This is a genomic window from Amycolatopsis halotolerans, assembly GCF_042647905.1.
Classification (GTDB): Bacteria; Actinomycetota; Actinomycetes; order Mycobacteriales; family Pseudonocardiaceae; genus Amycolatopsis; species Amycolatopsis halotolerans.
Genome location: NZ_JBHRWI010000019.1, coordinates 181,554 through 205,474, shown reverse-complemented (window position 1 = coordinate 205,474; position 23,921 = coordinate 181,554). Strand labels below are relative to the sequence as shown.

Genomic DNA, 23,921 nt, shown 5'->3' with positions numbered 1-23,921 from the left:
TCATCCCCCGACGACACGCACCCCGCCCAGCCCTACTGAGAAAACCTCATTGGGGCGCTTCCCACCGCAGGCAGTCAACGCGGTGTCCGCCCTAACCGGCGCAGGCACTCACGAGGCTCAGCTCCACTCCGGCTTCCGCGACCGTCCGAGCAGTTCCGCGCCCGCCTGCCGAGGATCGACGCCCTCGTGGCACACCCGGAACATCGCGTCCGTGATCGGCATGTCGACCCCGGCCCGCTGCGCCAGTTCGCGGATCGACGAGCACGACGCGACGCCCTCCGCGACCTGGCCGCCGGTCGCCGCCTGCGCCTCGGCCAGCGTTTCGCCGCGGCCGAGCCGTTCGCCGAAGGTGCGGTTGCGCGACAACGGCGACGAGCACGTCGCGACCAGGTCGCCGAGCCCGGCGAGACCGGCGAAGGTCAGCGGGTCCGCGCCGAGTTTCGCGCCGAGCCGCGCCATTTCGGCGAGACCGCGCGTGATGAGCGTCGCCGTCGTGTTCGCGCCCAGGCCCATCCCGGCGGCCATGCCGCAGCTGAGCGCGATCACGTTCTTGCACGCGCCGCCCAGCTCGCAGCCCACCACGTCGGTGTTGGTGTAGGGCCGGAAATACTGGTTCGACGTCGCCTGCTGCACCGCTTTCGCCCGCTCGTGATCGGCGCACGCGAGCACCGCGGCGGCAGGCTGTCCGTCGGCGATCTCGCGGGCCAGGTTCGGCCCGGACACCACCACGATCTCGCCCGGATCGACGCGAGCGAGTTCGGCGATCACCTCGCTCATCCGCTTGAGCGTGCCCAGTTCCACGCCCTTGGCCAGGCTGACCAGGATCGCCTCGGGCGGCAGCAGCGGCTGCCAGCCGGTCAGATTCGCCCGCAGGCTCTGGCTCGGCACCCCGAGCACCACCGCCTGCGCGCCGTCCAAAGCCGCGGCCGCGTCGGCCGTCGCGGTGATCCGCTCCGGCAACGACGTCCCCGGCAGATACGACTCGTTGGTGTGCCGCTCCCGGATCTCCTCCGCGACGCTTTCCCTGCGCGCCCACATCGTGACGTCCCGGCCCGCGTCGCCGAGCACCTTCGCGAACGCGGTGCCCCACGAACCCGCGCCGAGCACGGTGACCCGTTGCACGTCAGCGGCGAAACCCGCCATCAGGCACCGTCCTCCGGCTTCTTCGTCTCCGACGCGGCGTCGGTCTCCGGCTTCTTCACCGGCGGTTCCTCCTGCCGGATCTCCGCCAGCAGCCGGGTCACCTCGTCCATCAGCACGGCGGTGACCTCGCGCAGCATCGAGGCGCTGCGCGGGTTCCCGCCCCGGTACGCGGACAGATCGATCGGGTCGCCCACCAGGTGCGTCACCGTTTTGCGCGGGAACGGCGTGAACTTCTTGGTGTAGCCGTTGAAGATCTTGTTCGTGCCCCAGCGCGCGATCGGGATCACCGGCACGTCGTTCTGCAGCGCCAGCCGCGCCGCGCCGCTGTAGGCCTCCTTCGGCCAGCCCAGCGGGTCCTTCGTGATGGTGCCCTCGGGGTAGATCACGATGACCTTGCCCTCCTCGAGCGCCTGGTGCGCGGCCTTGAGGCTGTCGCCGGCCGCGCTCGACCCGCGCGCCACCGGGATCTGCCCCGACCCGGTCACGATCCGGCCGAAGACCGGCACGTCCTTCAGGCTCGCCTTGAGGAAGAACCGCGGCACCCGCTTCTGCCGGTGCACGAACACCGCGTCGACCGCCGGGTCCAGGTGCGAGATGTGGTTCATCACCAGCACCGCGGGCCCCTGCCGGGGGATTTTCTCCGCGCCGAGGTACACCCGCTTGCCGATCGCGGTCAGCGGGTAGAACGCGGCGGCGGCCAGCCCCACCCAGAATCCGCCCTTCTCACGCCGTGCCACAGTTCTCCTCCTCGGGTCGCCTCTGCTCCGGTTGATCCTGCCGCCCGCCGGTTCGCGCAGTCCAGGGAGGGTGCGCTCACGCACGCGTCCGGCGGGTTTCGGGTAAAGATGGACAGGTGGACGCAGACCTGGTCATGCCGCTGAAACCGCCGCGCACGGGCAAGTCCCGGCTGCGCGGGGCGGTCGCCGAGCACCGGCACGCGGAGCTGGTGCTCGCGCTGGCCTGCGACACGCTGGCCGCGGTCACCTCGGTCGCCGGGGTCCGGCGCGTGCTCGTCGTCACCGCCGAGCCGGCCGCGCTGTCCGAATTGGCCGGTCTCGGCGTCGAACTGGTCGCCGAGCCCGCGGGCGGCGGGCTCAACGAAGCGCTGCGCCGTGGCGCGGAGCTGCTGCGCGCGGACGCGCCGGACGGAGTAGTCGGCGCGCTCCAAGCGGATCTCCCCGCGTTGCGCGCGGTGGATTTGGAGCAGGCGCTGACCGAAGCCGCGGGCCGCCGCGCGGTGGTGTTCGACCGGCAGGGCACCGGGACCACGCTGTTGCTGTCCGCGCCGGGAAAACCGCTCGACCCGCGGTTCGGCGCCGGCTCCGCGGAACTGCATCGCGCGTCCGGTGCGATTCCGCTCACCCAAGCGCTGCCGTCGCTGCGCAGCGACGTCGACACCGAGGATGATCTCCGCCACGCCGCGAAGCTCGGTCTGGGGAAGCGCACGGCGGCATTACTCCCGGCCGAACGGGCGCAATCGCGCTGACGTGTTCACTCGACCTTCATCGCGGCCTGCGCAAACCGCGGCTTCGTAGTGAACAATGGGCAGCGTGAGCACAGAAGACGGCAGCACTCCGGCCCGGCGGCGCGTGAAAAGCGGCAGCAGCGCGACCCCCTCGTCCCCGGCCCCGCGCTCCGCGGGCAGGAAGGCGACCTCGCGCGGGAACGCCGACTCCGCCGCGGCCCGTCAGGCGAAACCCAAGGCGGCTCCGGCGGAAGACAACGCCAAACCGGCCAAGCGCAAGACCGCCGCGTCGAGCGCGCTGCGCACCACGGCGAAGAAGCCCGCCGCGCCGCCCGCCGTCTCCAAGGCCGCCGTGCGGCCGCGCCGGACCACGACCGAGAGCGGCGAGGAATTCCGCTCCGTTCCGTCGGCCCCGCCCGCCGTCACGTCCGCGCCCACCGCCGTCGAGTCGCTTCCCGACGACCGTTATTTCAACCGCGAGCTGTCCTGGCTCGACTTCAACGCCCGCGTGCTCGCGCTGGCCGAGGACGAATCGCAGCCGCTGCTCGAGCGCGCGAAGTTCCTCGCCATTTTCGCGTCCAATTTGGACGAGTTCTACATGGTCCGGGTCGCCGGGCTGAAACGGCGCGACGGCACCGGCCTGTCGGTGCGCAGCGCGGACGGGCTCACGCCGCGCGAACAGCTGGACTACATCGCCAAGCGCAACCAGGACCTGGTCGAGCGGCACACCGCCGCGTTCAAGGAGCACCTGCGCCCGCAGCTGGCCGAGCAGGACATCCGGATCGTCGGCTGGGCCGACCTGTCCGGCGCCGACCAGCTCCGGCTGTCGAGCTACTTCTCCGAGCAGATCTTCCCGGTGCTCACGCCGCTCGCGGTCGACCCGGCGCACCCGTTCCCGTACATCTCGGGGCTGTCGCTCAACCTCGCGGTCACGGTGCGGGACCCGCAAGGCGGGCTCGAACGGTTCGCGCGCGTGAAGGTGCCGAGCAACGTGGCGCGGCTGATGCGTGTGGAAACCGAACGCGGCAGCCGGACCGCCACTTTCCTTCCGCTCGAGGAACTGATCTCCGCGCACCTGAGCGATCTGTTCACCGGCATGGAGGTGACCGAGCACCACGTCTTCCGCGTCACCCGCAACGCCGACTTCGAGGTCGAGGAAGACCGCGACGAGGACCTGTTGCAGGCGCTGGAACGCGAGCTGGCGCAACGCCGGTTCGGCCCGCCGGTGCGGCTCGAGGTCGCGCAGGACATGAGCGAGCACATGCTCGAACTGCTGCTGCGCGAGCTGGAGGTCGACCCCGAGGACGTCGTCGAGGTGCCCGGCCTGCTCGACCTCACCTGCCTGTTCCAGCTGTTCGCGGTCGACCGCAAGGAATTGAAGGACCGGCCGTTCGTGCCCGCGACGCATCCGGCGTTCGGCGAACGCGAGACGCCCAAGAGCGTTTTCGCGACGCTGCGCGAGGGCGACGTCCTGGTGCACCACCCGTACGATTCGTTCTCCACGAGCGTGCAGCGGTTCATCGAACAGGCCGCGGCCGATTCGAAGGTGCTGGCGATCAAGCAGACGCTGTACCGGACGTCCGGCGATTCGCCGATCGTGGACGCGCTGATCGACGCCGCCGAGGCGGGCAAGCAGGTCGTGGCGCTGGTGGAGATCAAGGCGCGGTTCGACGAGCAGGCCAACATCACCTGGGCGCGCACGCTGGAACGCGCGGGCGTGCACGTCGTGTACGGCTTGGTGGGCCTCAAAACGCACTGCAAGGTGTCGATGGTGGTGCGGCAGGAGGGTTCGACCATCCGCCGCTACTGCCACATCGGCACCGGCAACTACAACCCGAAGACCGCGCGGCTGTACGAAGACCTCGGCCTGCTCACGGCGGACCCGAGCATCGGCGCGGATATCACGGATCTTTTCAACGTCCTCACCGGCTACTCGCGCCAGGACACCTACCGCACGATCCTCACGTCGCCGCACGGCATCCGCCGCGGCATCGTGCGCGCGATCGGCGAGGAGATCGAACTCGCGCGCGCCGGGCTCGACGCGGGCATCCGGATCAAGTGCAACTCGCTCGTGGACGAGCAGGTGATCGACGCGCTGTACCACGCTTCCCAGGCCGGCGTTCCGGTCGACGTGGTGGTGCGCGGGATCTGCTCGCTGAAGCCGGGCGTCGAGGGCTTGAGCGAGAACATCCGCGTCCGCTCGATCCTCGGCCGGTTCCTGGAACACTCGCGGGTGTTCAACTTCCGCGCGGGCGGCACGCACTGGATCGGCAGCGCGGACATGATGCACCGCAACCTCGACCGCCGGATCGAGGCGCTGGTGCGGGTCAAGGACCCGCGGCTGACGCGGCAGCTGGACGACGTGTTCGATTCGGCGCTCGACCCGCACACGCGCTGCTGGGTGCTGAGTTCCTCGGGCGAATGGCAGCCGTTCCCGGCCGCCGGATCGCAGGTGCGCGACCACCAGCTCGAACTCGCGAAGCGGCACGGGGCCGTCGGATGAGCGTGGACGTCCGGGCCGCCGGCGCGGTGCTCTGGCGCCGCGCCGGCGCCGGGTTCGAGGTCGCCCTCGTGCACCGGCCCCGCTACGACGATTGGTCGCTGCCGAAGGGAAAGGTCGACCCCGGCGAGACGATCGCGGCCACCGCGGTGCGCGAGATCGCCGAGGAGACCGGATTCCGCGCGGTGCTGGGCCGCTATGTCGCGCAGACGAGGTACGAGGTGCCCGCGAAGAACAACGGGCGGCTGCTGCGCAAGAGCGTCGACTACTTCAGCGGCGAAGCCGTTTCCGGGGCCTTCGATCCCAACGAAGAGGTCGACGAACTGCGCTGGCTGGACCCCGTCACAGCCGAGCAGTTGCTCACGCGACCGGCGGATGTCCGGGTGCTGCGCGAGTTCTGCGCCCTCCCGCCCGCGCCGACGACCGTGTTGCTGGTGCGCCACGCCAAAGCGGGCAAACGCGAGGACTGGACCGGCGACGACGACCTTCGTCCGCTGTCGGAAGCCGGTCAGCGCCAAGCGGCCGCGCTGCGGGACCTGCTGCCGCTCTTCGGCCCCGACCGGGTGTTCTCCGCGCCGCGGCTGCGGTGCGTGCAGACCGTCGGCGGAGTCGCGGACGCACTCGGCGTCGAGGTGGCACACGAGCCGCTGCTGTCGGAGGAGGGCTACTGGCCCGATCCGCTGCTGGGAATCCGCCGCCTGCTGTCGATCGCGGCCGAGGGAGGCACTCCCGTCATCAGCAGCCAGGGCGGCGTGATCCCGGACCTGGTGAGCGCACTGGCGGACCGGGACGGCCTGGAGCTGCCCGCCGCCCGCGACGGAGTGGTGCCCAGCAAGAAGGGCTCGCTGTGGGTCCTGTCGTTCTGTCCCGGCGACGACGGACCGGTTCTGGTGGGCGCGGATTATTACCCGAGCCCCCTTCCCTCCCCGGTGCCTTCGGCGAGCTGATCTTTTTCGCGGGGCCCGGCGTCGCTTCGGCCGCGCCGGGCCCTTCTCATAAGCGCGGCTGTCCGCCATTCGCCGGGCCGCGGATTCTATAGAGACCGATAGTGCTGAGCGGCGCTCAGGACTTATCCCCGGTCCCGGCATAAGCGACGTCCGAGACAGCCGCCGAGGGGTTTAATTACCCCCGGCGGGGATTTATCTCCGGCTGTCGGATTAGCCCTCCCGGACGGGTCCGTGAAGGACTCCTTGCGGGAATCAGATTCCCTCAAGGAGTCCTTCACGACCCGCTTGAGTGCGCGATCACGGCCGCCGAATCTGTTGTTCTGTCAGCAATCCGGCGGGTTCTTTTCGCCGCCCTCGCAGGCCGCCGACCTCGGGAAACGCTGTCACGGCCGCATTCGGCTCAGCACCACGCCAACCCCCTGGCAGGCAGCGGATTCTCGGGTCTCCGTGCGCGTCGCCCGCCCAGGATCCAGCCGCTACAACAGCTCTGCGACCCGGTCCTCCCGCTCCCTCGCAGCGGCTCGCCGACCCGCCACCTCGCCCCGCCCGGAAACCCTGCGGCCACAACGGCTCAGCCACTCCAAACCCGCTCCCACCAGCTCGACAACACCGCCCCAGCATCTCGCCCAGCCGGAACCCGAGCCCCCGCAACACCTCGGCCCATCCCTGCAAAGCCCCGCCCGACAACCCGCCCCCAACACTTCGCCGCACCCCCGCAAAACCCAGCCCGACGCCCCGCCCCCAACTCCTCGCCGCACCCCCGCAAAGCCCCGCCCGACAACCCGCCCCCAACACTTCGCCGCACCCCCGCAAAACCCCGCCCCGCCCCACCGTTTTCCACCCGTCCAGCCGATCAAGCCGATCAAGCCCCGCGAGCCCCCGGAAACGCGGCAGGGCCCCGACCTCACCCGAGGTCGGGGCCCTGCCGCGAAGCAACGAATACCGGGGCTACTACTTCTTCTTGGCCGCCGAAGTCCGCTTCGCCGGGGCCTTCTTGGCCGCGGCCGTGGTCTTCTTCGCTGCCGCAGTGGTCTTGGCGGCAGGCTTGGCGGCTGCCTTCGCCCGCGTGGTGGCGGCGGCCTTCGGGGCCACCTTCGCCCGCGTGGCGGTCGACTTCGCGGCCGTCGCACGCGTAGTCGTCTTGGCCGCGGCGGCCTTGGCGGGAGCCTTGGCCGCGGTGGCGCGGGTGCGCGTGGCAGCGGGCTTCGCCGCCGTGGCACGGGTGCTGCGCGTGGCGGTCGTCGACGCGGCGCGGGTGGTGGTGGCGCGCGCGGTGGTGCCGGTGGCCCGCTTCGCCGCCGTGGCCTTCGGCAGCTTCTTCGAACCGGAAATCACGTCCTTGAACGTGGTGCCCGCGCGGAACGCCGGAACGTTCGTCTTCTTCACCCGCACGGTTTCGCCGGTGCGCGGGTTCCGCGCGGTGCGGGCGGCCCGAGCGCGCTTCTCGAACACCCCGAAGCCGGTGATGTTCACCTTCTCGCCCTTGTTGACCGTCCGGATGATGATGTCGACGAGACCGTCGACGGCCTCCGAAGCAACCTTTTTGTCGCCCAAACGCTCCGACAGCGCCTCGATCAGCTGGGCCTTGTTGGCCATTCCAGTCCCTCCAAGAAGAACTCTTCGTCCACGGCCAGGTCGGCCGGCTAACGCACACGGTATTACCAAGACAGCACAAATTCCAAACGGCACGCGAAATTTTCCCTTGCGGCGGGAACGGTTCCGCCCTCCCGAAGGACCCGATTCCGGTCCGGGGAGGTGCCGTTTGGCGTGGGCGAAGAGCGGGTCCGCCGGGGGTGGATTCCCTTTCTGAGCAGGGAATCCAGCCCCGGCGGCGCAGGTCAGGAGGTCGCGGCGGGAAGCGTCGCGGGCTTCCACGAAGGCCGCTGGGACTCGAACGCGTCGATGTCCCCCGCGTGGCGCAGAGTCAGCGCGATGTCGTCGAGCCCTTCGAGCAGCCGCCAGCGGACGTAGTCGTCGATCTGGAACGGCGCGGTGAAGTCCTTGGCCCGCACGGTCTTGGCTTCGAGGTCGACCGACACCTCGGTGCCGGGCTCGTTCTCCAGCAGCTTCCAGAGCAGTTCGACATCCGACTGCTCGCACTGCGCGGCGACGAGGCCGCCCTTCCCGGAGTTGCCGCGGAAGATGTCGGCGAAACGGGACGAGACGACGACCCGGAAGCCGTAGTCCATCAACGCCCACACGGCGTGCTCGCGCGACGAGCCGGTGCCGAAGTCCGGTCCGGCGACGAGCACCGAGCCGCTGGAGAACGGTTCCTGATTGAGGATGAAGTCGTCCTGGGCGCGCCAGGCGGCGAACAGCCCGTCCTCGAATCCGGTGCGGGTCACGCGCTTGAGGTAGACGGCCGGGATGATCTGGTCAGTGTCCACGTTGGACCTGCGCAGCGGGACCCCGATCCCGGTGTGCTGGGTGAACGGTTCCATGGTGGGAGCTCCTCTCCGGGAGGTCAGGCGGGCAGGTCGGCGGGCGAGGACAGCGTCCCGCGCACGGCGGTGGCGGCGGCCACGAGCGGCGAGACGAGGTGCGTGCGCCCGCCCTTGCCCTGCCGTCCCTCGAAGTTGCGGTTGGAGGTGGACGCGCTGCGCTCGCCGGGGGCGAGCTGGTCCGGGTTCATCCCGAGACACATGGAGCAGCCCGCCTGCCGCCATTCGGCTCCCGCCTCGGAGAAGATCTTGTCCAGGCCTTCCTCCTCGGCGGTCTTGCGCACCCGCATCGAACCGGGCACCACGAGCATCCGGACCGAATCGGCCACCTTCCGCCCGCGCAGCACCTCCGCCGCGGCGCGCAGGTCCTCGATCCGGCCGTTGGTGCAGGAGCCGAGGAAGACCGTGTCCACGGCGATCTCGCGCAGCGGGGTGCCCGGCTCCAGATCCATATAGGACAGCGCCTTCTCGGCGGCGAAGCGCGCGTTCTCGTCGGGGATCGCGGCCGGGTCCGGCACGGAATCGCCCAGCGGCAGGCCCTGTCCGGGGTTGGTGCCCCACGTCACGAACGGCGTCAGCCGGTCCGCGTCGAGGTGGACCTCGGCGTCGAATTCCGCGCCCTCGTCGGTGCGCAGCTCGCGCCAGTTCTCGACGGCGGCGTCCCAGTCCTCGCCCTTCGGCGCGTGCGGACGGCCCTTCAGGTAGGCGAAGGTCGTCTCGTCCGGCGCGATCATGCCGGCGCGCGCGCCCGCCTCGATCGACATGTTGCAGATGGTCATCCGGGCTTCCATCGACAGCTCTTGGATGGCCTTGCCGCGGTACTCCAGGACGTAGCCCTGACCGCCGCCGGTGCCGATTTTGGCGATCACCGCGAGGATCACGTCCTTCGCGGTGACACCCGGCTGCAGCGAGCCGTCGACGTTGATCGCCATCGTCTTGAACGGCCGCAGCGGCAGCGTCTGGGTGGCGAGCACGTGCTCGACCTCGGAAGTGCCGATGCCGAACGCCATCGCGCCGAACGCGCCGTGCGTCGAGGTGTGACTGTCGCCGCACACCACGGTGGTGCCGGGCTGGGTCAGCCCGAGCTGCGGTCCGATCACGTGCACGATGCCCTGTTCGGCGTCGCCCATCGGGTGCAGCCGGACGCCGAACTCCTTGCAGTTGCGGCGAAGCGTGTCGACCTGGGTGCGGGACACCGGGTCGGCGATCGGGAGGTCGATGTCCACCGTGGGGACGTTGTGGTCCTCGGTGGCGATGGTGAGGTCGGGGCGGCGCACCGGCCGCCCGGCCAGCCGCAGTCCGTCGAACGCCTGCGGGCTGGTCACTTCGTGCACCAGGTGGAGGTCGATGTAGAGCAGATCCGGTTCGGCGCCTTCGCCTCGGCGCACGAGGTGGCTGTCCCACACCTTCTCCGCCAGCGTACGAGCCTTGCCGGTGGGGCTGGTCATCTCCGGCTCCTTCCACGGGATCGGCCGGGAGCACGGAACCCGGACGGTGCCGGTGAGGAGGGGGCAGCCGCGGCTGTCCGCGGCTCCGGGTTTCGTTTTTCCCAGATTCTGGACTTCCCACAGTGCGGGAAGATAGTATCGCGTCGTGGGACAGCATAGCGGTATCGGAGTACTGGACAAAGCCGTGGCCGTGCTGCAGGCCGTCGCCGAGGACCCGTGCGGGCTGGCGGAACTGTGCACGCGCACCGGGCTTCCTCGCGCGACCGCGCACCGGCTCGCGGTCGGACTCGAAGTGCATCGCCTGTTGCGGCGAGGGCCGGACGGACGCTGGCGGCCGGGCACCGCGCTCGCCGAACTCGCGGGCGGCTCGACCGACCCGTTGCTCGACGCGGCGAGTTCGGTGCTGCCGAAGCTTCGCGACATCACCGGCGAAAGCGTTCAGCTTTACCGGCGCGACGGCGTGCAGCGCGTGTGCGTTTCGACCGCGGAACCGCCGAGCGGTTTGCGCGACACGGTTCCGATCGGTTCGCGCCTGCCGATGACGGCCGGCTCGGGCGCGAAGGTCCTTGCCGCGTGGTCGGATCCGCACACGCAGCGGACGATCCTCGCCGACGCGGTTTACGGCGAACGCACTCTGCTCGAAGTGCGCCGCCGCGGCTGGGCGCAAAGCGTCGCCGAACGCGAGCCGGGCGTCGCGAGCGTTTCGGCCCCGGTGCGCGATTCCTCCGGCACAGTCGTGGCGGCGGTGTCGGTCTCCGGCCCGATCGAACGCATAGGGCGCAAGCCCGGCGCCCGATGGGCGGCCGACCTCCTCGCCGCCGCCGACGCTCTCCAGGAACGCCTCTGACGCCCCGCTCCCACCACGCCCCAACCCCAGGCCGCTTCCCGCCGCACCGGCGGGAGGCGGCCTTTTTCGTACCGGCGATCCGCACGGCGAACGCACTCCGCTCGAAGCTCCCCGCCATGGGGCCCAAAGCGTCGCCGACTCCGAACCGGACCCCGCGAACGATTCCGCCCCCGTACGCGATTCCCCCGGCGCAGCCGTCGCCGCAGCCTTGTTCTCCAATCCCCGGCTGCCTCTCCGCCACGTCCGAGGGAGGCGACCTTCTCGGCACGCGGCCGAACGCACTCTGCCCAAAGCACCCCGCCGCCAAGCCCCAGCGTCGCCGAACCCGAACCGGACCCCGCGAACGATTCCGCCCTCGCACGCGATTCCCTCGGCACAGCCGTCGCCACAGCCTCGGCGTCCCGCCCGATCGGACCCATCGGCCGCGAACCCGGCGCGCGACGGGAGCCCCGGGAACGTCTCCGGCGGTCGGCTCCCGCCGCGCCCCAACCCCGGACCGGCTCACGCCACGCCCGTGGGGGACAGCCTTTTTCGCGCGGTTTTCGATCGTCCTCAGTAGACCGTCCGGCCGCTTCGGGGGTCGTCCGAGCGGCCGTGCGCGAGAAGACCGGAGTACCTCAAGAAAAGGCAAAACCGCAGGACAGCGGGTGTCTACATGCGACTTTGCCGACGCCGCAAGCACTCTCGCGGGTCTTCCGGCCAGTGAAAGAATCCGGAGCCGAGAGCCTCGCGGGGGTCGTCGGCAATCCGGACGCGGCAACGAAAAAGGCAGGTCCCGATTGGACTTGCGAAGTCTATGGGTGATAATGACTGCGTTCGGCCTGTATGGCCGTATAAAACAAGTTCTGGTTGGAGGAACTGGAATGGCCAACAAGGCCCAGCTGATCGAAGCTCTGTCGGAGCGCATCGGCGACAAGAAGGCAGCCGCGGAAGCCGTCGACGGTCTCGTCGACATCATCATCCGCACCGTCCACAAGGGCGAAAAGGTCACCATCACCGGCTTCGGTGTCTTCGAGAAGCGCGCGCGTGCCGCCCGCACCGCTCGCAACCCGCGCACCGGCGAAGCCGTGCGGGTCAAGAAGACCAACGTTCCGGCGTTCCGCGCGGGCACCACGTTCAAGGACGTCATCTCCGGCTCGAAGAAGCTGCCGAAGGCGACTGCCGTGAAGCGTGCGACCGCCAGCGCCCCCAAGGCGACCGCCACCCGCGCCACGGCGACGACCACCACTCGCGCCAAGGCCGCCGCTGCCAAGCCGGCCGCGACCCGCACCCGCGCCACCGCGGCCAAGGCTCCCGCCAAGGCCACCGCCGCGAAGGCCACCACCACCCGCGCCAAGGCGACCGCCACCAAGGCCACCGCGGCCAAGGCGGCTCCGAAGGCCGCCACCACGCGGGCGAAGGCCGCTGCCAAGCCGGCCGCCAAGAAGACCACGGCGACCGCGAAGAAGGCTCCGGCCAAGCGCACCTCGGCCGCGAAGAAGAAGTAACTCCGGCTTTCCGGAACCTGAAGACAAGCCCCGCCCGGCTTCTCCCCGGGCGGGGCTTGTCGCATCTCTGCCCTTTTTTCCCGCCCCGGAGGCACTGTCCGACCGCGGCGCCGACGAAGTCCGCGCCCGCACCGCAGGATTTCGAGGCGCCAGAAGAGCGTTTCGGCGACCGCCTTCAAGATCCGTTGGCACGCTTGCCCGTCCGGATCCCGAAGCCGCACTCAGGACCGTGAGCGGCCCTGGAGCCCTCTCCGCCGTCCCGGCCGCGAGCATTGTCCCCGCCGTACCACATCCGCGCAGCGCGAAGGAAATCGGCGGAAGACCGAAGCGTTTTCCCGATCACACCGGCCATCTCGCGCGCGTCTCCAGTCGATCACCTGTTCCCCCAAGCAACTGCGAACGCCCGCGCGGAGCAGCCTTCGGGGTTTCCTTGCCGTGTCCGGATCGCCACCTTGCGTGGCCGTCAGGTGTCGGCGATCACCCAGGCCACGCAAGGTCCACAACAGACTTTCGGGTTGTTATGCGAACGTGACAACCACACACTGTGGCCACGCGTAATCCAGTCGGGCGAACGGGCGAATCCGGACTGGTTTCGCCAGCGCACACCGTCTTTTCCCCGTTGCCTCAGCAGTGTCTCGCGGGCGGGCGCGCCGCGTCGGCGAAAGTGGGTGCCGGGCCACGAAAACCGGCCGTCATCGGTGAACCGGTCGCGCGATCGGCTCCGAGCAGTGTTGGTCTATGCAATCATGTCGCCCGGCAAGGACCCCGAATGCGAGAACATGAGACGACTGTGCCGATAGTTCGTGTGGAGAAGCTGTACAAAGTGTTCGGCCGCCGGGCGGAAGAGGCGGTCGGCAAGCTGGAGAACGGCGCCGATCGCGCCGAATTGGAGCTGCCCGGCGTGACCGCGGCGGTGATCGACGCCTCCTTTACCGTGGAGCGCGGCGAAATTTTCGTGGTGATGGGACTGTCCGGTTCGGGCAAGTCGACCCTGCTGCGCACGCTGAACGGATTGCTCCCGGCCACCTCCGGCCGGGTTCTGGTGGACGACATCGACCTCACCGACAAGTCCGCCGCGCAGGTGCGCGAACTGCGCCAGCGGCGGATGAGCATGGTGTTCCAGCACTTCGCGCTGTTCCCGCACCGGACGGTCGCGGAGAACGTCGCCTACGGGCTGAGCGTGCAGAACGCGCCGCGCGAGCGGCAGCGCGAACGCACCGCCGAAGCGCTGGAGATGGTCGGGCTCACCGGATGGGAGGACCGGTTGCCCGGTCAGCTTTCCGGCGGGATGCGCCAGCGCGTCGGCCTCGCCCGCGCGCTGGCCGCGGACACCGAGATCCTGCTGATGGACGAGGCGTTCAGCGCGCTGGACCCGTTGATCCGCAAGGAGATGCAGGACCAGCTCCTGATCCTGCAGCGGCAGCTGGGCAAGACGATCGTGTTCATCACGCACGACCTCAACGAGGCCATGCGCCTCGGCGACCGGATCGCGATGATGCGCGACGGCCGGATCGTGCAGGTGTCGACCGCGCAGGAGATGCTCACCGAGCCGGCCGACGACTACGTCGCGAAGTTCGTGCGCGACGTCGACCGCAGCCGGGTGCTCACCGCGTCCGCCGTGATGCGGCCCGCGGAAATCTCGTTCACCCCGGCGACAACGCCCGCCGAAGCGCTGGAAACGATGCGCCGGAACGAACTCGCCGGCGTGCTGGTGACCGAGGACGGCAAGTTCGCCGGCGCGGTCGACCGGCGCGCGGTGAGCGAAGCCGCGGACCAGGGCACGGAAACGATCGCCGGGATCGTCGACCGGTCCGCCGCGCGCACCGGACCGGAAACGCAGATAGCCGACCTGTTCGGCCACGCCGCGTCCGCGCCCGCGCCGCTCGCGGTGGTCGACGCCGACGGCGCGCTGCTCGGCATGGTGACCCGCGAGGCGCTGCTGAACGCGCTGAGCACAGGAGAAAACGACGAACAGGAGGTGAACGCCCGTGTCTGACAACGTCCTCGTCGGCGACCTGCCGCAGATTCCCGTCGGCACCTGGTTCAAGGCGATCATCGACTGGCTGCAGGGCAACATCGGCCCGTTCTTCGATTTCGTCGACAAGATCGTCAACGGCGCGGTCACCGGCCTCGCGTCGGGACTGACCTGGCTGCCGTGGCCGGTGCTGGTCGTGGTGTTCGCCGGGCTCGGCTGGTGGCTGCGCGGCTGGAAGTTCGGCCTCGGCTCGGCGATCGGGTTCGCGCTCATCGACAGCCTGCGCGAATTCCCGTCCGCGATGCAGACGCTGTCGCAGGTGCTGATTTCCGGCGTGGTCGCGGTGGCGATCGCGGTGCCGGTCGGGATCGCGGCCGCGCGCAACGAAACGGTGAGCCGGATCGTGAAGCCGGTCCTGGACTTCATGCAGACGCTGCCCGCGTTCGTCTACCTGATCCCGGTCATTTTCTTCTTCTCGATCGGCCCGGTGCCGGGCGTGGTGGCGACCGTCGTGTTCTCGCTGCCGCCGGGCGTGCGGCTGACCGAACTCGGCATCCGCCAGGTCGACCCGGAAATGGTCGAGGCGGGCGAGGCGTTCGGCTCGCCGCCGGGACGGATCCTGCGGGAGATCCAGATCCCGCTCGCGATGCCGTCGATCATGGCCGGCATCAACCAGATCATCATGCTGTCGCTGTCCATGGTCGTGATCTCCGGCATGGTCGGCGCGCCCGGCCTCGGCGCCGAGGTCTACGCCGCGGTCACGAGCCTGAAGCTGGACCTGGGTTTCAACGCCGGTCTCGGCGTCGTCGTGCTGGCCATCTACCTCGACCGGCTCACTTCCTCGCTGGGGGCGCGCTCCGCGGTGGGCCGCGCCCTTCGCCGGGCCGACGCGGCCTGATCCACCTCCACCGCAACGAGAAAGGACGAACGAGTGCGCACTTCGAAACGGCTCAGCCGGATCTTCGCCGTGGGCGCCGCCGTGACGGCCCTGGTCGGCCTCACCGCGGCGTGCGGCGGCCGGGAGTCCCAGTCGAACAACAGCCAGGAAGCCAAGAGCGTCACCATCGGCTACATCAACTGGGACGAGGACGTCGCCCTCACCAACCTGTACCAGGCGGTGCTGGAGGAAAAGGGCTACAAGGTCAAGACGCAGATGCTCGACGTCGGCCCGATCTACGCGGGCCTCGCGAAGGGCGACGTCGACCTGTACCTCGACTCGTGGCTGCCCGCGACGCACAAGCAGTACTGGGACCAGTACAAGGACAAGCTCGAAGACCTCGGCGTCTGGTACGACAACGCGACCCTCAACCTCGCGGTGCCGGACTACGTGAGCGACGTCAACAGCCTCGCCGACCTCAAGGACAAGGCGAGCATGTTCGGCGGCAAGATCACCGGCATCGAGGCGAGCGCGGGCGAGACCGGCATCGTGCAGAAGAACGCGATCCCGCAGTACGGCCTCGACGGCGCGATGACCCTGCAGAACTCGTCGACCACCGCGATGCTGGCCGCGCTCGACAGCTCGATCAAGGCGAAGAAGCCGATCGTCGTGACGCTGTGGCACCCGCACTGGGCGTACTCGCGCTACCAGCTCAAGGATCTCAAGGACCCGAAGGGCGCCATGGGCAAGGGCGAGCAGATCCACGCGCTGGGCCGCAAGGGCTTCGAGAAGGACTTCCCGGCGCTCGCCGGCGTGGCCAAGAAGCTGAAGATGTCGGACGAGGACCTCGGTTCGCTCGAGGACGCGATCCAGAAGGCCCCGAAGGGCCAGGAAAAGACCGCCGCGAAGCAGTGGGCGGATCAGCACAAACAGTTCGTGGACCAGGCTTTCGCCGGTCTCTGAGCCAGCGCCTCCCGGGTCGGATCGACCCCGCCTCCCGTTCTCCGGGACGGCGGGGTCGTTTCTTTTTCAACCGCGCGGGGCAGTTGATGAGGCCCGATTCCCCCTGATTCGTTGCCCAGCACCGTTATCGAGCGGAATCCGCCGCGGGATACGGCACACTGGTCGCATGTCTCGCGCGCCGATTCCTGCCCGCACCGACGTACCCGACGACGTCGACGCGGTCACCGAAGCCGTGCTCACCGCTTCCCGCCTGCTGGTCGCCGTGTCCGCGCGGTCCATCGCCTCGGCGGGCGACCTCATCACCGTGCCGCAATTCCGGCTGCTGGTGGTGCTGCATTCCCGCGGCCCGCTCAAACAGGCCGCGCTCGCCGAACATCTCGGCGTCACGCCCTCCACCGCGAGCCGGATGATCGACCGCCTGGTCGCGGTCGCGCTGGTCGCCCGATTGGGCAATCCGTCGTCCCGCCGCGAGGTCGTCATCGAACTCACTCAGGAAGGCGACCGAATCGTCCGCGTCGTCACTCATCGACGGCGTCGCGAAATCGCCGCCATCGTGGAGAAAATGCCCGAAACGGCCCGGCGTGGCCTGGTAGCCGCCCTGACCGCTTTCGCCGAGGCTGGCGGCGAACCCCCAGCCGGAAGTCCCGCCGACCCAGTCTGGGTCTAAATTTCCGCCGCCACCGCACGAATCCCGTCGGTCACCTCTTTCGCCGACGGCGCTTCCTCCGGATCAAGCAGCCACTGCACCATCAGCCCGATCACCAACGCGCTCTGCACCGCCCCGCCGACCCCTTTGCGCGCCTCGCGCAGTCCTTGGACGAGATGCTCGCGCACGTCCGGCGACCGCTCCGCCTGCACCAGCGCTTCAAGCTGAGCCACCCACAACGCCCGATGCTCGCCGAAGCTGCCGATCATCCGCTTCAGCCCCTGCTCGGACAGGTCGAACGACGAATCCGCGACTTCCCCGCCGAGCTCGTCGACCGCCGCCACCAACGCCTGCGTCAGCAACGCGTCCCGCGACCCGAAGTGATACCCGATAGCCGCGTGACTGACCCCCGCCGCGGCCGCGATGTCGCGCACCGTCGTGTTGCCCCAGCCCCGCTCGACCAAGCACCGCTTCGCCCCGGCCAGCAGATCCTCGCGATTGCCCATGGGCACAGCCTATCTTGCCCGCTTGGTTTGACCAAATGGTTTGACCAAATGGACAAGTCGGGTCTACCGTCGGCCCATGACCTCCCTGAACGTCCTCATCTCCGGCGCAGGCGTAGCCGGCACGACCCTCGCCGAACTCCTCACCCGCTCCGGCCACCGCGTGACGCTCGTCGAACGCGCCCCCACCCTCCGGCACACCGGCTACGCCGTGGATTTCCGCGGTGCCGCCTTCGATGTCCTGTCCGAGCTGGGCATCCTCGAGTCAGTCCGCCGCCACGACACGAAAATGACCGGAACCGCCATCCTCGACCGCGACGGCACCCAGGTAGACCACCTCCCCGCCGAAGCTTTCGCCGGCGAGCTAGAGGTCCCCAAGCACGTCCTGAACGAGCTGCTGTATGCCCTGACTGTCGATCATGTCGAGTACCGCTTCGGCACCTCGATCACATCCCTGACGCAAACTGAGACCGAAGTGACCGCCGAACTAACCGACGGCACTGCGGCGACCTACGACCTGGTCTTCGGCGCCGACGGCGTGTACTCGAAAGTCCGCCAGCTGGCCTTCGCCCCACACTCCGTGGCCCTGCAACACCTAGGCCTCTCCGGCGCAGGCTTCACGATGCCCAACTTCCTTGCCCTGGATCACAGCGGGCTCCTCCGCGCGGTAAACGGCACCGCGGTCTACCTGTTCAACTCAGCGGATCCGGACCGTCTCACCGTGAGCCTGTCCTTCGGAACGCCTTCCGGAGCCCTGGACCGTCTCGCCCGAGCCGACCAGGAAGCCGCGACGCGCACCGCTTTCGCCGGTGACACCTGGCACACCCCTCGGTTGCTGGAGGCGATGTCGGAAGCTTCGGACTTCTACTTCAGCTCGAATGCGCAGGTGCATTTGGACAGCTGGGCAACGGGCCGAATCGCCCTGCTGGGAGACGCCGGATACTGCGCCGCACCCGCCGCAGGCATGGGCACGTCCCAAGCCCTGCTCGGCGCGCGATCACTGGCCCGCCACCTGGCGACTGCGGATCACGCGGAGGCTTTCGCTCGGTATGAAGCCGAACTCCGCCCGTATGTCACGGAAAACCAGACCAACGGCCGCTCCGCAGCCGCGCTGTTCGGCGGCGCACAGGAGGATTGAGCTGGACTTCCCTGCCCGCGGCCGGTGGCTTCCTTGCTCGCTTCCTCGCAGGCCCCGCCGCTCCTACGGCCTTCGCTCGCCTTCAAGTCTCGGCTTTTGCTGGCCTGCAGCGCATTGCGTGCGCCGCCCGGCCACCGCCCGCCTGCAACTCTCGGCTTTGCTGGCCCGCGGCGCTTTTCGCCCGCCTCCCCCGGCCACCGCTCGGCTGTAGGTCTCAGCTTTGCTGGCCCGCAGCGCTTCGCGCACCCCGTCCCCAGCCACCGCTCGCCCGCAATTCCCGGCCTTGCACCGGCCCGCGGAACTTTGCGCCTCCGGCCACGCCCGACCCACTCCTCGTCGGCCCGGACGCCACCCGCACACCGCAACCCGCGTCACACACCGCAATCCCGTGCGGAACCCGGCCTCATTCCCACCAGCCCCGCCCACCCCATCAACCCCGGGCTTTCCCCATAAACACAACAAAGCCCGGTTGATCCAAAGATCAACCGGGCTGGCTGTACCCCCGATGGGATTCGAACCCACGCTACCGGCGTGAGAGGCCGGCGTCCTAGGCCGCTAGACGACGGGGGCTTAGGAACTTCCCCGTTTCCGGGGCTTTTCTTGCGAGAGAGAACTTACCAGAAGCGATTTCGCACTTCCGAGAGGGGGTCCTCTCCGCAGCTGGGGTACCAGGACTCGAACCTAGACTAACTGGACCAGAACCAGTCGTGCTGCCAATTACACCATACCCCAGTGAGGTACTTTCCCGGTTGCCCAGGTCAGTGCCGCACGAGAAGAAATACTAGAACATCCCGCCGCGGACCGTCGCAGCGGGGGTCCCCGCCGCCCGAGGGGCGGGCACACCGACGGTCGCGTACTCCGAAACCAGCAGCTCAGGAAGCTCATCGAGGCCCGTCACCGTGTGTACTCCCTCGGGCGCGCGCTCGCCGGTGCGACTGGTCCCGTCGCGATCGAGCCACACCGCGCCGAGCCCGGCGTCGAACGCGCCGATGGCGTCGGTGTCGAGCTTGTCCCCGACGTGCACCGTGCGCTCCGGCGGGCAGTCCAGCGCCAAGCACACCGAGTGGAACATCACCGGATCGGGTTTCGCGACCCCGACCTCGCCCGCGATCGCGACATGGTCGAAAAACGGCGCGAGCCCGAGTTCCGCGATTTTCTGCCGCTGATGAACCCCTGAGGCGTTCGTCACGGCGGCGAGCTGCAGTCCGGCGGCGCGCAGCCATTCAAGACAGGGAAGAACATCATCGAATAACCGCCAGGACCGCGCCAAAATCTCCCGCCGGCGCGCCTCGAACGCGCTCACTTGCGCGGAGTCCCCGAAGATACCCAACTCGGCAAGGAAACATTCAGTACGCCGGTGATGCATCACGTCGTAGCCAAGCTTCCCGGCGACAACGAGCGCGACGTGCTCCTCGGTGATCAAATCCCACAACGGCCAGAGGTCGTCGCGCCCGGTAAGCGCGTGCAAGGTACGGCGGATCGCGGCGGTGCAATCGATCAACGTGTCATCGATGTCGAGGCAAACCAGACTCAGCTCAGGAGGCGCCCACGGTTCGCGGCCGGCAGCGGCCGGCGGGGCAGTGCGAGCGCGCGACAGAGCGGCCGGGGCGAAATCCACCCCGTGAGGCTAGGGCACTCGCCGCGTTCGCAACGCGGCCAAAAAGGTGATTACCTCCGAGCCGTTGCCGCTGACCGGCTCTACTGCCGGTGCACAAAGTGTCCGCCCGGTGACGTTCACCACCGCCCCAGAGGGCCGAGCGGGTGAAAGACGGTTACTCCACACTCCTCCGAGAACTTGCAAATTCCGAACGATCTCCTCAGCCACCCACGCCAGCCCCTGTTGCCCTGTCGCCGAAAAACCCTGTCGCCCCAACCCTTTCCCGCCACAGAGCCGTCCCTCCCGGACTCTGCCACCCGCCGAAGCAACAACAACCACGCATAGCTTCCGCCACCGAACTAACCGCCCGAAATCTTTTCCCGAAAAATATCGGTACTCCGCTCTTTCCATCCGGGCAGCAGTGCCCCCAGCACTCTCTCGAGATCCACATACGCGGACCACACACCATTACGCAAACTCCCCACATTCTGGTCCCCGCACGACAACATCAACTCCTCTGCTGACACCAACCAGTCGAACTTCCCGCCTCCGCAATCCCCCTCTGCGGCGCCCCTCCCCCGCTTCCGTCTCACGACTTCGCCGCCCACGCACCACCAACTACCCGCACCCGCCGCGCCCGACTGCCGCCAACACTTCCGCAGCCACCGCCCCCCTGAGGGCTCCCGGCAACACCCCCTTGAAGCCTTCGCCAGCCCCTCAGTTCGACCACGGCGCCCAAGCGCACCTCCCGACCGTCGACGACCACGAACACACCCCATCGGCCGACTTGACGCCCTGTCCGCCCAGGTGCATCCTCGAATTATTCAACAAACGATGAATAAGAGGGGAGCTGGGAAAGATGACCGAACACACGGGGTGCGTCATCGTCGGCGGCGGGCCGGCCGGCATGGTGGCGGGACTGCTCCTGGCCCGAGCGGGCGTAGAAGTCACAGTGCTGGAGAAGCACGCGGATTTCCTCCGCGATTTCCGCGGCGACACCGTCCATCCGTCCACCCTCGCGCTCCTGGACGAACTGGGCCTAGGCGAGAAGTTCGAGGCTCTGCCCCACACGAAGGTGACCACCGTCGGACTCCCGACCCCCGACGGCGACCCCCTGACCATCGCCGACATGTCGCTGCTGAAGGTCCCCCGCCCCTACGTAGCGATGGTCCCCCAATGGGACTTCCTTGACCTGCTCTCCGAAACAGCGCAGAAAGAGCCGACCTTCACCCTGCGCCTGGAAACCGAAATGACCGGCCTCCTCCGCTCCGGCCGCCGGGTCACCGGCGTCCGCTACCGCGCCGCCGACGGCACCGAAGGCGAACTGACGGCCAACCTGGTAATCGCCGCCGACGGCCGCTGGTCATTGACCCGCCGCTCGGCCGGCCTCACCCCGCGCGAGTACTACACCCCGTTCGACGCCTGGTGGTTCCGCCTTTCCAGGAAGCCCGAAGAGCGGGAAGCCACGCTGATGCCGAGGATGAGCAAGCGCCACTTCGCCGTGCCGTTGCCGCGCAAGGGCTACTACCAGATCGCCTACCTCGCGCCGAAGGGCAAAGATCTGGGCGAGGCAGGCATCGAAAGCTTCCGCCGCGACGTCGTCGAGGTCTGCCCGGAATTCGCCGACCGAGTGCACGAACTGAAGTCGATGGACGACGTCAAGGTCCTCAACGTCCGCCTCAACCGCTTGAACCGCTGGCACGTCGACGGCCTGCTCTGCATCGGCGACGCCGCCCACGCGATGTCCCCGGTAGGCGGCGTCGGAATCAACCTGGCGGTACAAGACGCCGTCGCCGCCGCGAGGCTACTGGCCGACCCGCTCCTGCGAGGCAGGCCGACCGAAAAGGATCTCGCCGCCGTCCGCAGCCGCCGCCTCCTGCCGACCGTCGCCGTCCAGGGTCTGCAACGCCTTCTCCACCGCCGCGTGATGGGCCCCGTAATGACCGGGCGCGCCGACGGACCCCCGCGTCAATTGATCACGCTGCTCAGGCGCTTCCCGAAACTCTCCCGTGTCCCGGCATTCCTCATCGGCGTAGGCATCCGCAGGGAATCCGCACCAGCCTTCGCCCGCCGCCCGGCAGAACCAGCACGCCGCTAGCCCCCACAACCGATTCGCCACCAAACGGCAACGCCTCTTACCCGCGACCTGCCACCCACCGCCCACCGGCACGCACCCGCCGGTGGGCCATGGCAAAACAACGGCAACCCGTTTCGCCACTGCCCGGCGACAACGGCGCCGCCCACCCGACGCAGACCCCCAAGTCACCAACCGGCAACAGCGAGTCGCCCGCTCATGAGCCGACCACCCTCGCCACTGAACGGCAAAAACTCGCACCGCCCGGCAGCTAAAAGTCTCCCATATGCCGTCGCCACCCATCGGCAACAGCACCAGCCACCAGCCCAGTGGGCCCCGCCACCGTTTCGCCGCTAAATGGCGACAACCCCGACGCCTCGCCAACCGAGCATCAACGACTCTCTCGCCACCGACCGACAAGAGCGTCCACTCACCAGTCTCGAGCGCCAAGTCGCCATTCGCCGCTCAGCGACGACAGCACCGACTGCCCAGCACGAGCACTAAGTCGCTTCTCGCCACTCAACGGCAACAGCGCCCACCGCGCACCAACGCGAGCACCAACTCACTTCTCGCCACTCAGCGACGACAGCAACCTCTGCTCACCAACGCGAGCGCCAAGTCGCCTCTCGCCACTCAGCGACGACAGCGCCAACCGCTCACCAACCGAAGCGTCGAGCACCATTCGCCATTCAGCGGCAACGACACCGCCAACCCCAGCAACCCGGCACCGGCCCCGTGCCTCGCCGCTCAGCGGCAACGGCCCGAGCCACGCCCGACCCTCCCCAACGGCCAGAAAACCAATCCCGACCAGGGATTCGCCACTAAACGGCAACGCCCAAAACCACCCGCCGAGCCGCTGTCGCCGAAAAACGGCGACAGCCAGCTCAGAGGCTTTGCACCGGGTTCGTCAGGGTCCCGAGGCCATCGATCGTGATGGACACCGACTGCCCGTCAACGATCGGGCCGACTCCCTCCGGCGTGCCGGTGAGGATCACGTCGCCGGGAAGGAGCGTCATCACCCGCGACACGAACTCCACCAGCTCGGGCACCTTGTGCACGAGATCCGAGGTCCGGCCGTCCTGCTTCAGCTCTCCGTCGACCTCGCTGCGGAGCGCCAAGTCGGACGGGTCGATCGACGTGTCGATCCACGGACCGAGCGGGCAGAAGGTGTCGAAACCCTTCGCCCGGCCCCACTGGCCGTCGGACTTCTGCAGGTCACGCGCGCTCACGTCGTTCGCGACCGTGTAACCGAGGATCGCACTGGCCGCGCGGGCCGCGGGCACGTTCTTGACCGGCTGTCCGATGACGACCGCGAGTTCGCCCTCGAAGTCGACGCGACCGACATCCGACGGACGGCGGATCGGAGCGTTCGGCCCGATCACCGTCGTGGACGGCTTGATGAACAGCATCGGCGCGGACGGCACCTCGTTGCCGAACTCCGCCGCGTGCTTCGAGTAGTTCCGGCCGACGGCGATCACCTTCGACGGCAGGATCGGCGCGAGCAGCCGGACGTCGGCGAGCGGCCAGCGCTTGCCGGTGAAGTTCGGCTGGCCGAACGGATGTTCCGCGATCTCGAGGACCTGGGCGTCGTCGCCGTCCCCCTCGATCGAAGCGAACGCGACACCACTGGGATGAGCAATACGAGCTAGACGCACCACACCAGTCTACGTATACCCACCGACTGTCGCGCACCCCGAGCGTGCGCGACAGTCCCCATCGCTCGATTCCGCGCGAATGTACCCTCGCACCGGCTAACCGGCCGTGACCGAAATGGCGCGAAACGACCCTTCACTCCAGCAAGAAACGACGGCCTGCACGACCACTCCCCGCAGCACCAACACGAACGGTCGTCAACAGACCCGACTGTGAG

The 23,921-nt window shown here is 68.8% G+C and carries 19 protein-coding genes and 2 tRNA genes; 11 read left to right on the top strand and 10 right to left on the bottom strand.

Going from position 1 to position 23,921, the window contains the following annotated elements:
* Positions 1-117 precede the first annotated feature (117 nt).
* Both ACFORO_RS14990 and ACFORO_RS14985 read right to left on the bottom strand, forming a co-directional pair.
* On the bottom strand, positions 118-1,143 hold the full coding sequence (locus ACFORO_RS14990; RefSeq protein ID WP_354739292.1) for an NAD(P)H-dependent glycerol-3-phosphate dehydrogenase: 1,026 nt from the start codon (positions 1,141-1,143) through the stop codon (positions 118-120).
* Positions 1,143-1,880, bottom strand: coding sequence for a lysophospholipid acyltransferase family protein (locus ACFORO_RS14985; RefSeq protein WP_377874868.1), 738 nt, complete (start codon positions 1,878-1,880; stop codon positions 1,143-1,145). The genes ACFORO_RS14990 and ACFORO_RS14985 overlap by 1 nt, the downstream gene beginning before the upstream one ends.
* Positions 1,881-1,996: 116 nt before the next feature.
* Here ACFORO_RS14985 and cofC point away from each other — a divergent pair, with 116 nt between their 5' ends.
* Genes cofC through ACFORO_RS14970 form a run of 3 tightly spaced genes read left to right on the top strand, consistent with a single transcriptional unit; the run spans position 1,997 to position 6,055 of the window.
* Complete coding sequence (gene cofC / locus ACFORO_RS14980) at positions 1,997-2,629, top strand: 2-phospho-L-lactate guanylyltransferase (RefSeq protein ID WP_377874870.1); 633 nt, start codon at positions 1,997-1,999, stop codon at positions 2,627-2,629.
* Positions 2,630-2,684: 55 nt separating this feature from the next.
* The gene (locus ACFORO_RS14975) at positions 2,685-5,111 is read left to right on the top strand and encodes an RNA degradosome polyphosphate kinase (RefSeq protein ID WP_377874872.1); all 2,427 of its coding nucleotides are present in this window, start codon (positions 2,685-2,687) and stop codon (positions 5,109-5,111) included.
* Complete coding sequence (locus tag ACFORO_RS14970; protein WP_377874874.1) at positions 5,108-6,055, top strand: NUDIX hydrolase; 948 nt, start codon at positions 5,108-5,110, stop codon at positions 6,053-6,055. Before ACFORO_RS14975 ends, ACFORO_RS14970 begins: the two co-directional genes overlap by 4 nt.
* A gap of 951 nt (positions 6,056-7,006) precedes the next feature.
* Here the strand turns inward: ACFORO_RS14970 and ACFORO_RS14965 are convergent.
* The 3 genes from ACFORO_RS14965 to leuC form a co-directional block, all read right to left on the bottom strand.
* On the bottom strand, positions 7,007-7,651 hold the full coding sequence (locus ACFORO_RS14965; protein WP_377896569.1) for an HU family DNA-binding protein: 645 nt from the start codon (positions 7,649-7,651) through the stop codon (positions 7,007-7,009).
* Between the two features lie 242 nt (positions 7,652-7,893).
* Positions 7,894-8,496: a 3-isopropylmalate dehydratase small subunit gene (gene leuD, locus ACFORO_RS14960; protein ID WP_377874879.1), complete on the bottom strand. Its 603-nt coding sequence runs from the start codon at positions 8,494-8,496 to the stop codon at positions 7,894-7,896.
* Positions 8,497-8,519: 23 nt separating this feature from the next.
* Positions 8,520-9,944: a 3-isopropylmalate dehydratase large subunit gene (gene leuC / locus ACFORO_RS14955; protein WP_377874881.1), complete on the bottom strand. Its 1,425-nt coding sequence runs from the start codon at positions 9,942-9,944 to the stop codon at positions 8,520-8,522.
* A 145-nt stretch (positions 9,945-10,089) separates the two neighbouring features.
* Between leuC and ACFORO_RS14950 the strand changes: the two genes are divergently transcribed.
* From ACFORO_RS14950 to ACFORO_RS14925, 6 genes are all read left to right on the top strand, one after another.
* Positions 10,090-10,791, top strand: a complete 702-nt coding sequence (locus ACFORO_RS14950; protein WP_009074079.1) for an IclR family transcriptional regulator — start codon at positions 10,090-10,092, stop codon at positions 10,789-10,791.
* Positions 10,792-11,654: 863 nt separating this feature from the next.
* Positions 11,655-12,278 (top strand): HU family DNA-binding protein, encoded by a 624-nt coding sequence (locus ACFORO_RS14945; protein WP_377875170.1) that lies wholly within the window; start codon positions 11,655-11,657, stop codon positions 12,276-12,278.
* A 769-nt stretch (positions 12,279-13,047) separates the two neighbouring features.
* Positions 13,048-14,274, top strand: a complete 1,227-nt coding sequence (locus ACFORO_RS14940; protein ID WP_377874885.1) for a quaternary amine ABC transporter ATP-binding protein — start codon at positions 13,048-13,050, stop codon at positions 14,272-14,274.
* Positions 14,267-15,151 carry an ABC transporter permease gene (locus ACFORO_RS14935; protein ID WP_354739274.1) on the top strand — a complete coding sequence of 295 codons (885 nt, stop codon included), beginning with the start codon at positions 14,267-14,269 and terminating at the stop codon, positions 15,149-15,151. Before ACFORO_RS14940 ends, ACFORO_RS14935 begins: the two co-directional genes overlap by 8 nt.
* Positions 15,152-15,184: 33 nt before the next feature.
* Positions 15,185-16,093: a glycine betaine ABC transporter substrate-binding protein gene (locus tag ACFORO_RS14930; protein ID WP_377874888.1), complete on the top strand. Its 909-nt coding sequence runs from the start codon at positions 15,185-15,187 to the stop codon at positions 16,091-16,093.
* A 166-nt stretch (positions 16,094-16,259) separates the two neighbouring features.
* Complete coding sequence (locus tag ACFORO_RS14925; protein ID WP_377874890.1) at positions 16,260-16,760, top strand: MarR family winged helix-turn-helix transcriptional regulator; 501 nt, start codon at positions 16,260-16,262, stop codon at positions 16,758-16,760.
* Here ACFORO_RS14925 and ACFORO_RS14920 read toward each other — a convergent pair.
* A complete protein-coding gene (locus ACFORO_RS14920) occupies positions 16,757-17,245 on the bottom strand; it encodes a TetR family transcriptional regulator (protein WP_354739268.1) in 489 nt (162 codons plus the stop codon). The two genes, ACFORO_RS14925 and ACFORO_RS14920, sit on opposite strands and share 4 nt — an antisense overlap.
* A 76-nt stretch (positions 17,246-17,321) precedes the next feature.
* On the opposite strand from ACFORO_RS14920, the gene ACFORO_RS14915 reads away from it, so the two are divergent.
* The gene (locus ACFORO_RS14915; RefSeq protein ID WP_377874893.1) at positions 17,322-18,380 is read left to right on the top strand and encodes an FAD-dependent monooxygenase; all 1,059 of its coding nucleotides are present in this window, start codon (positions 17,322-17,324) and stop codon (positions 18,378-18,380) included.
* A gap of 497 nt (positions 18,381-18,877) precedes the next feature.
* Here the strand turns inward: ACFORO_RS14915 and ACFORO_RS14910 are convergent.
* The 3 genes from ACFORO_RS14910 to ACFORO_RS14900 all read right to left on the bottom strand — a co-directional run bounded on the left by ACFORO_RS14910 (position 18,878) and on the right by ACFORO_RS14900 (position 19,998).
* Positions 18,878-18,950, bottom strand: a tRNA-Glu gene (locus ACFORO_RS14910).
* A gap of 90 nt (positions 18,951-19,040) precedes the next feature.
* Positions 19,041-19,112: transfer RNA gene (locus ACFORO_RS14905), tRNA-Gln, on the bottom strand.
* A 49-nt stretch (positions 19,113-19,161) separates the two neighbouring features.
* Positions 19,162-19,998 carry an HAD family hydrolase gene (locus ACFORO_RS14900; RefSeq protein WP_354739264.1) on the bottom strand — a complete coding sequence of 279 codons (837 nt, stop codon included), beginning with the start codon at positions 19,996-19,998 and terminating at the stop codon, positions 19,162-19,164.
* Between the two features lie 838 nt (positions 19,999-20,836).
* On the opposite strand from ACFORO_RS14900, the gene ACFORO_RS14895 reads away from it, so the two are divergent.
* The gene (locus tag ACFORO_RS14895; RefSeq protein ID WP_377874895.1) at positions 20,837-22,075 is read left to right on the top strand and encodes an FAD-dependent oxidoreductase; all 1,239 of its coding nucleotides are present in this window, start codon (positions 20,837-20,839) and stop codon (positions 22,073-22,075) included.
* A gap of 860 nt (positions 22,076-22,935) precedes the next feature.
* Here the strand turns inward: ACFORO_RS14895 and ACFORO_RS14890 are convergent.
* Positions 22,936-23,706 carry a fumarylacetoacetate hydrolase family protein gene (locus ACFORO_RS14890; RefSeq protein ID WP_377874897.1) on the bottom strand — a complete coding sequence of 257 codons (771 nt, stop codon included), beginning with the start codon at positions 23,704-23,706 and terminating at the stop codon, positions 22,936-22,938.
* Between the last annotated feature and the right edge of the window lie 215 nt (positions 23,707-23,921).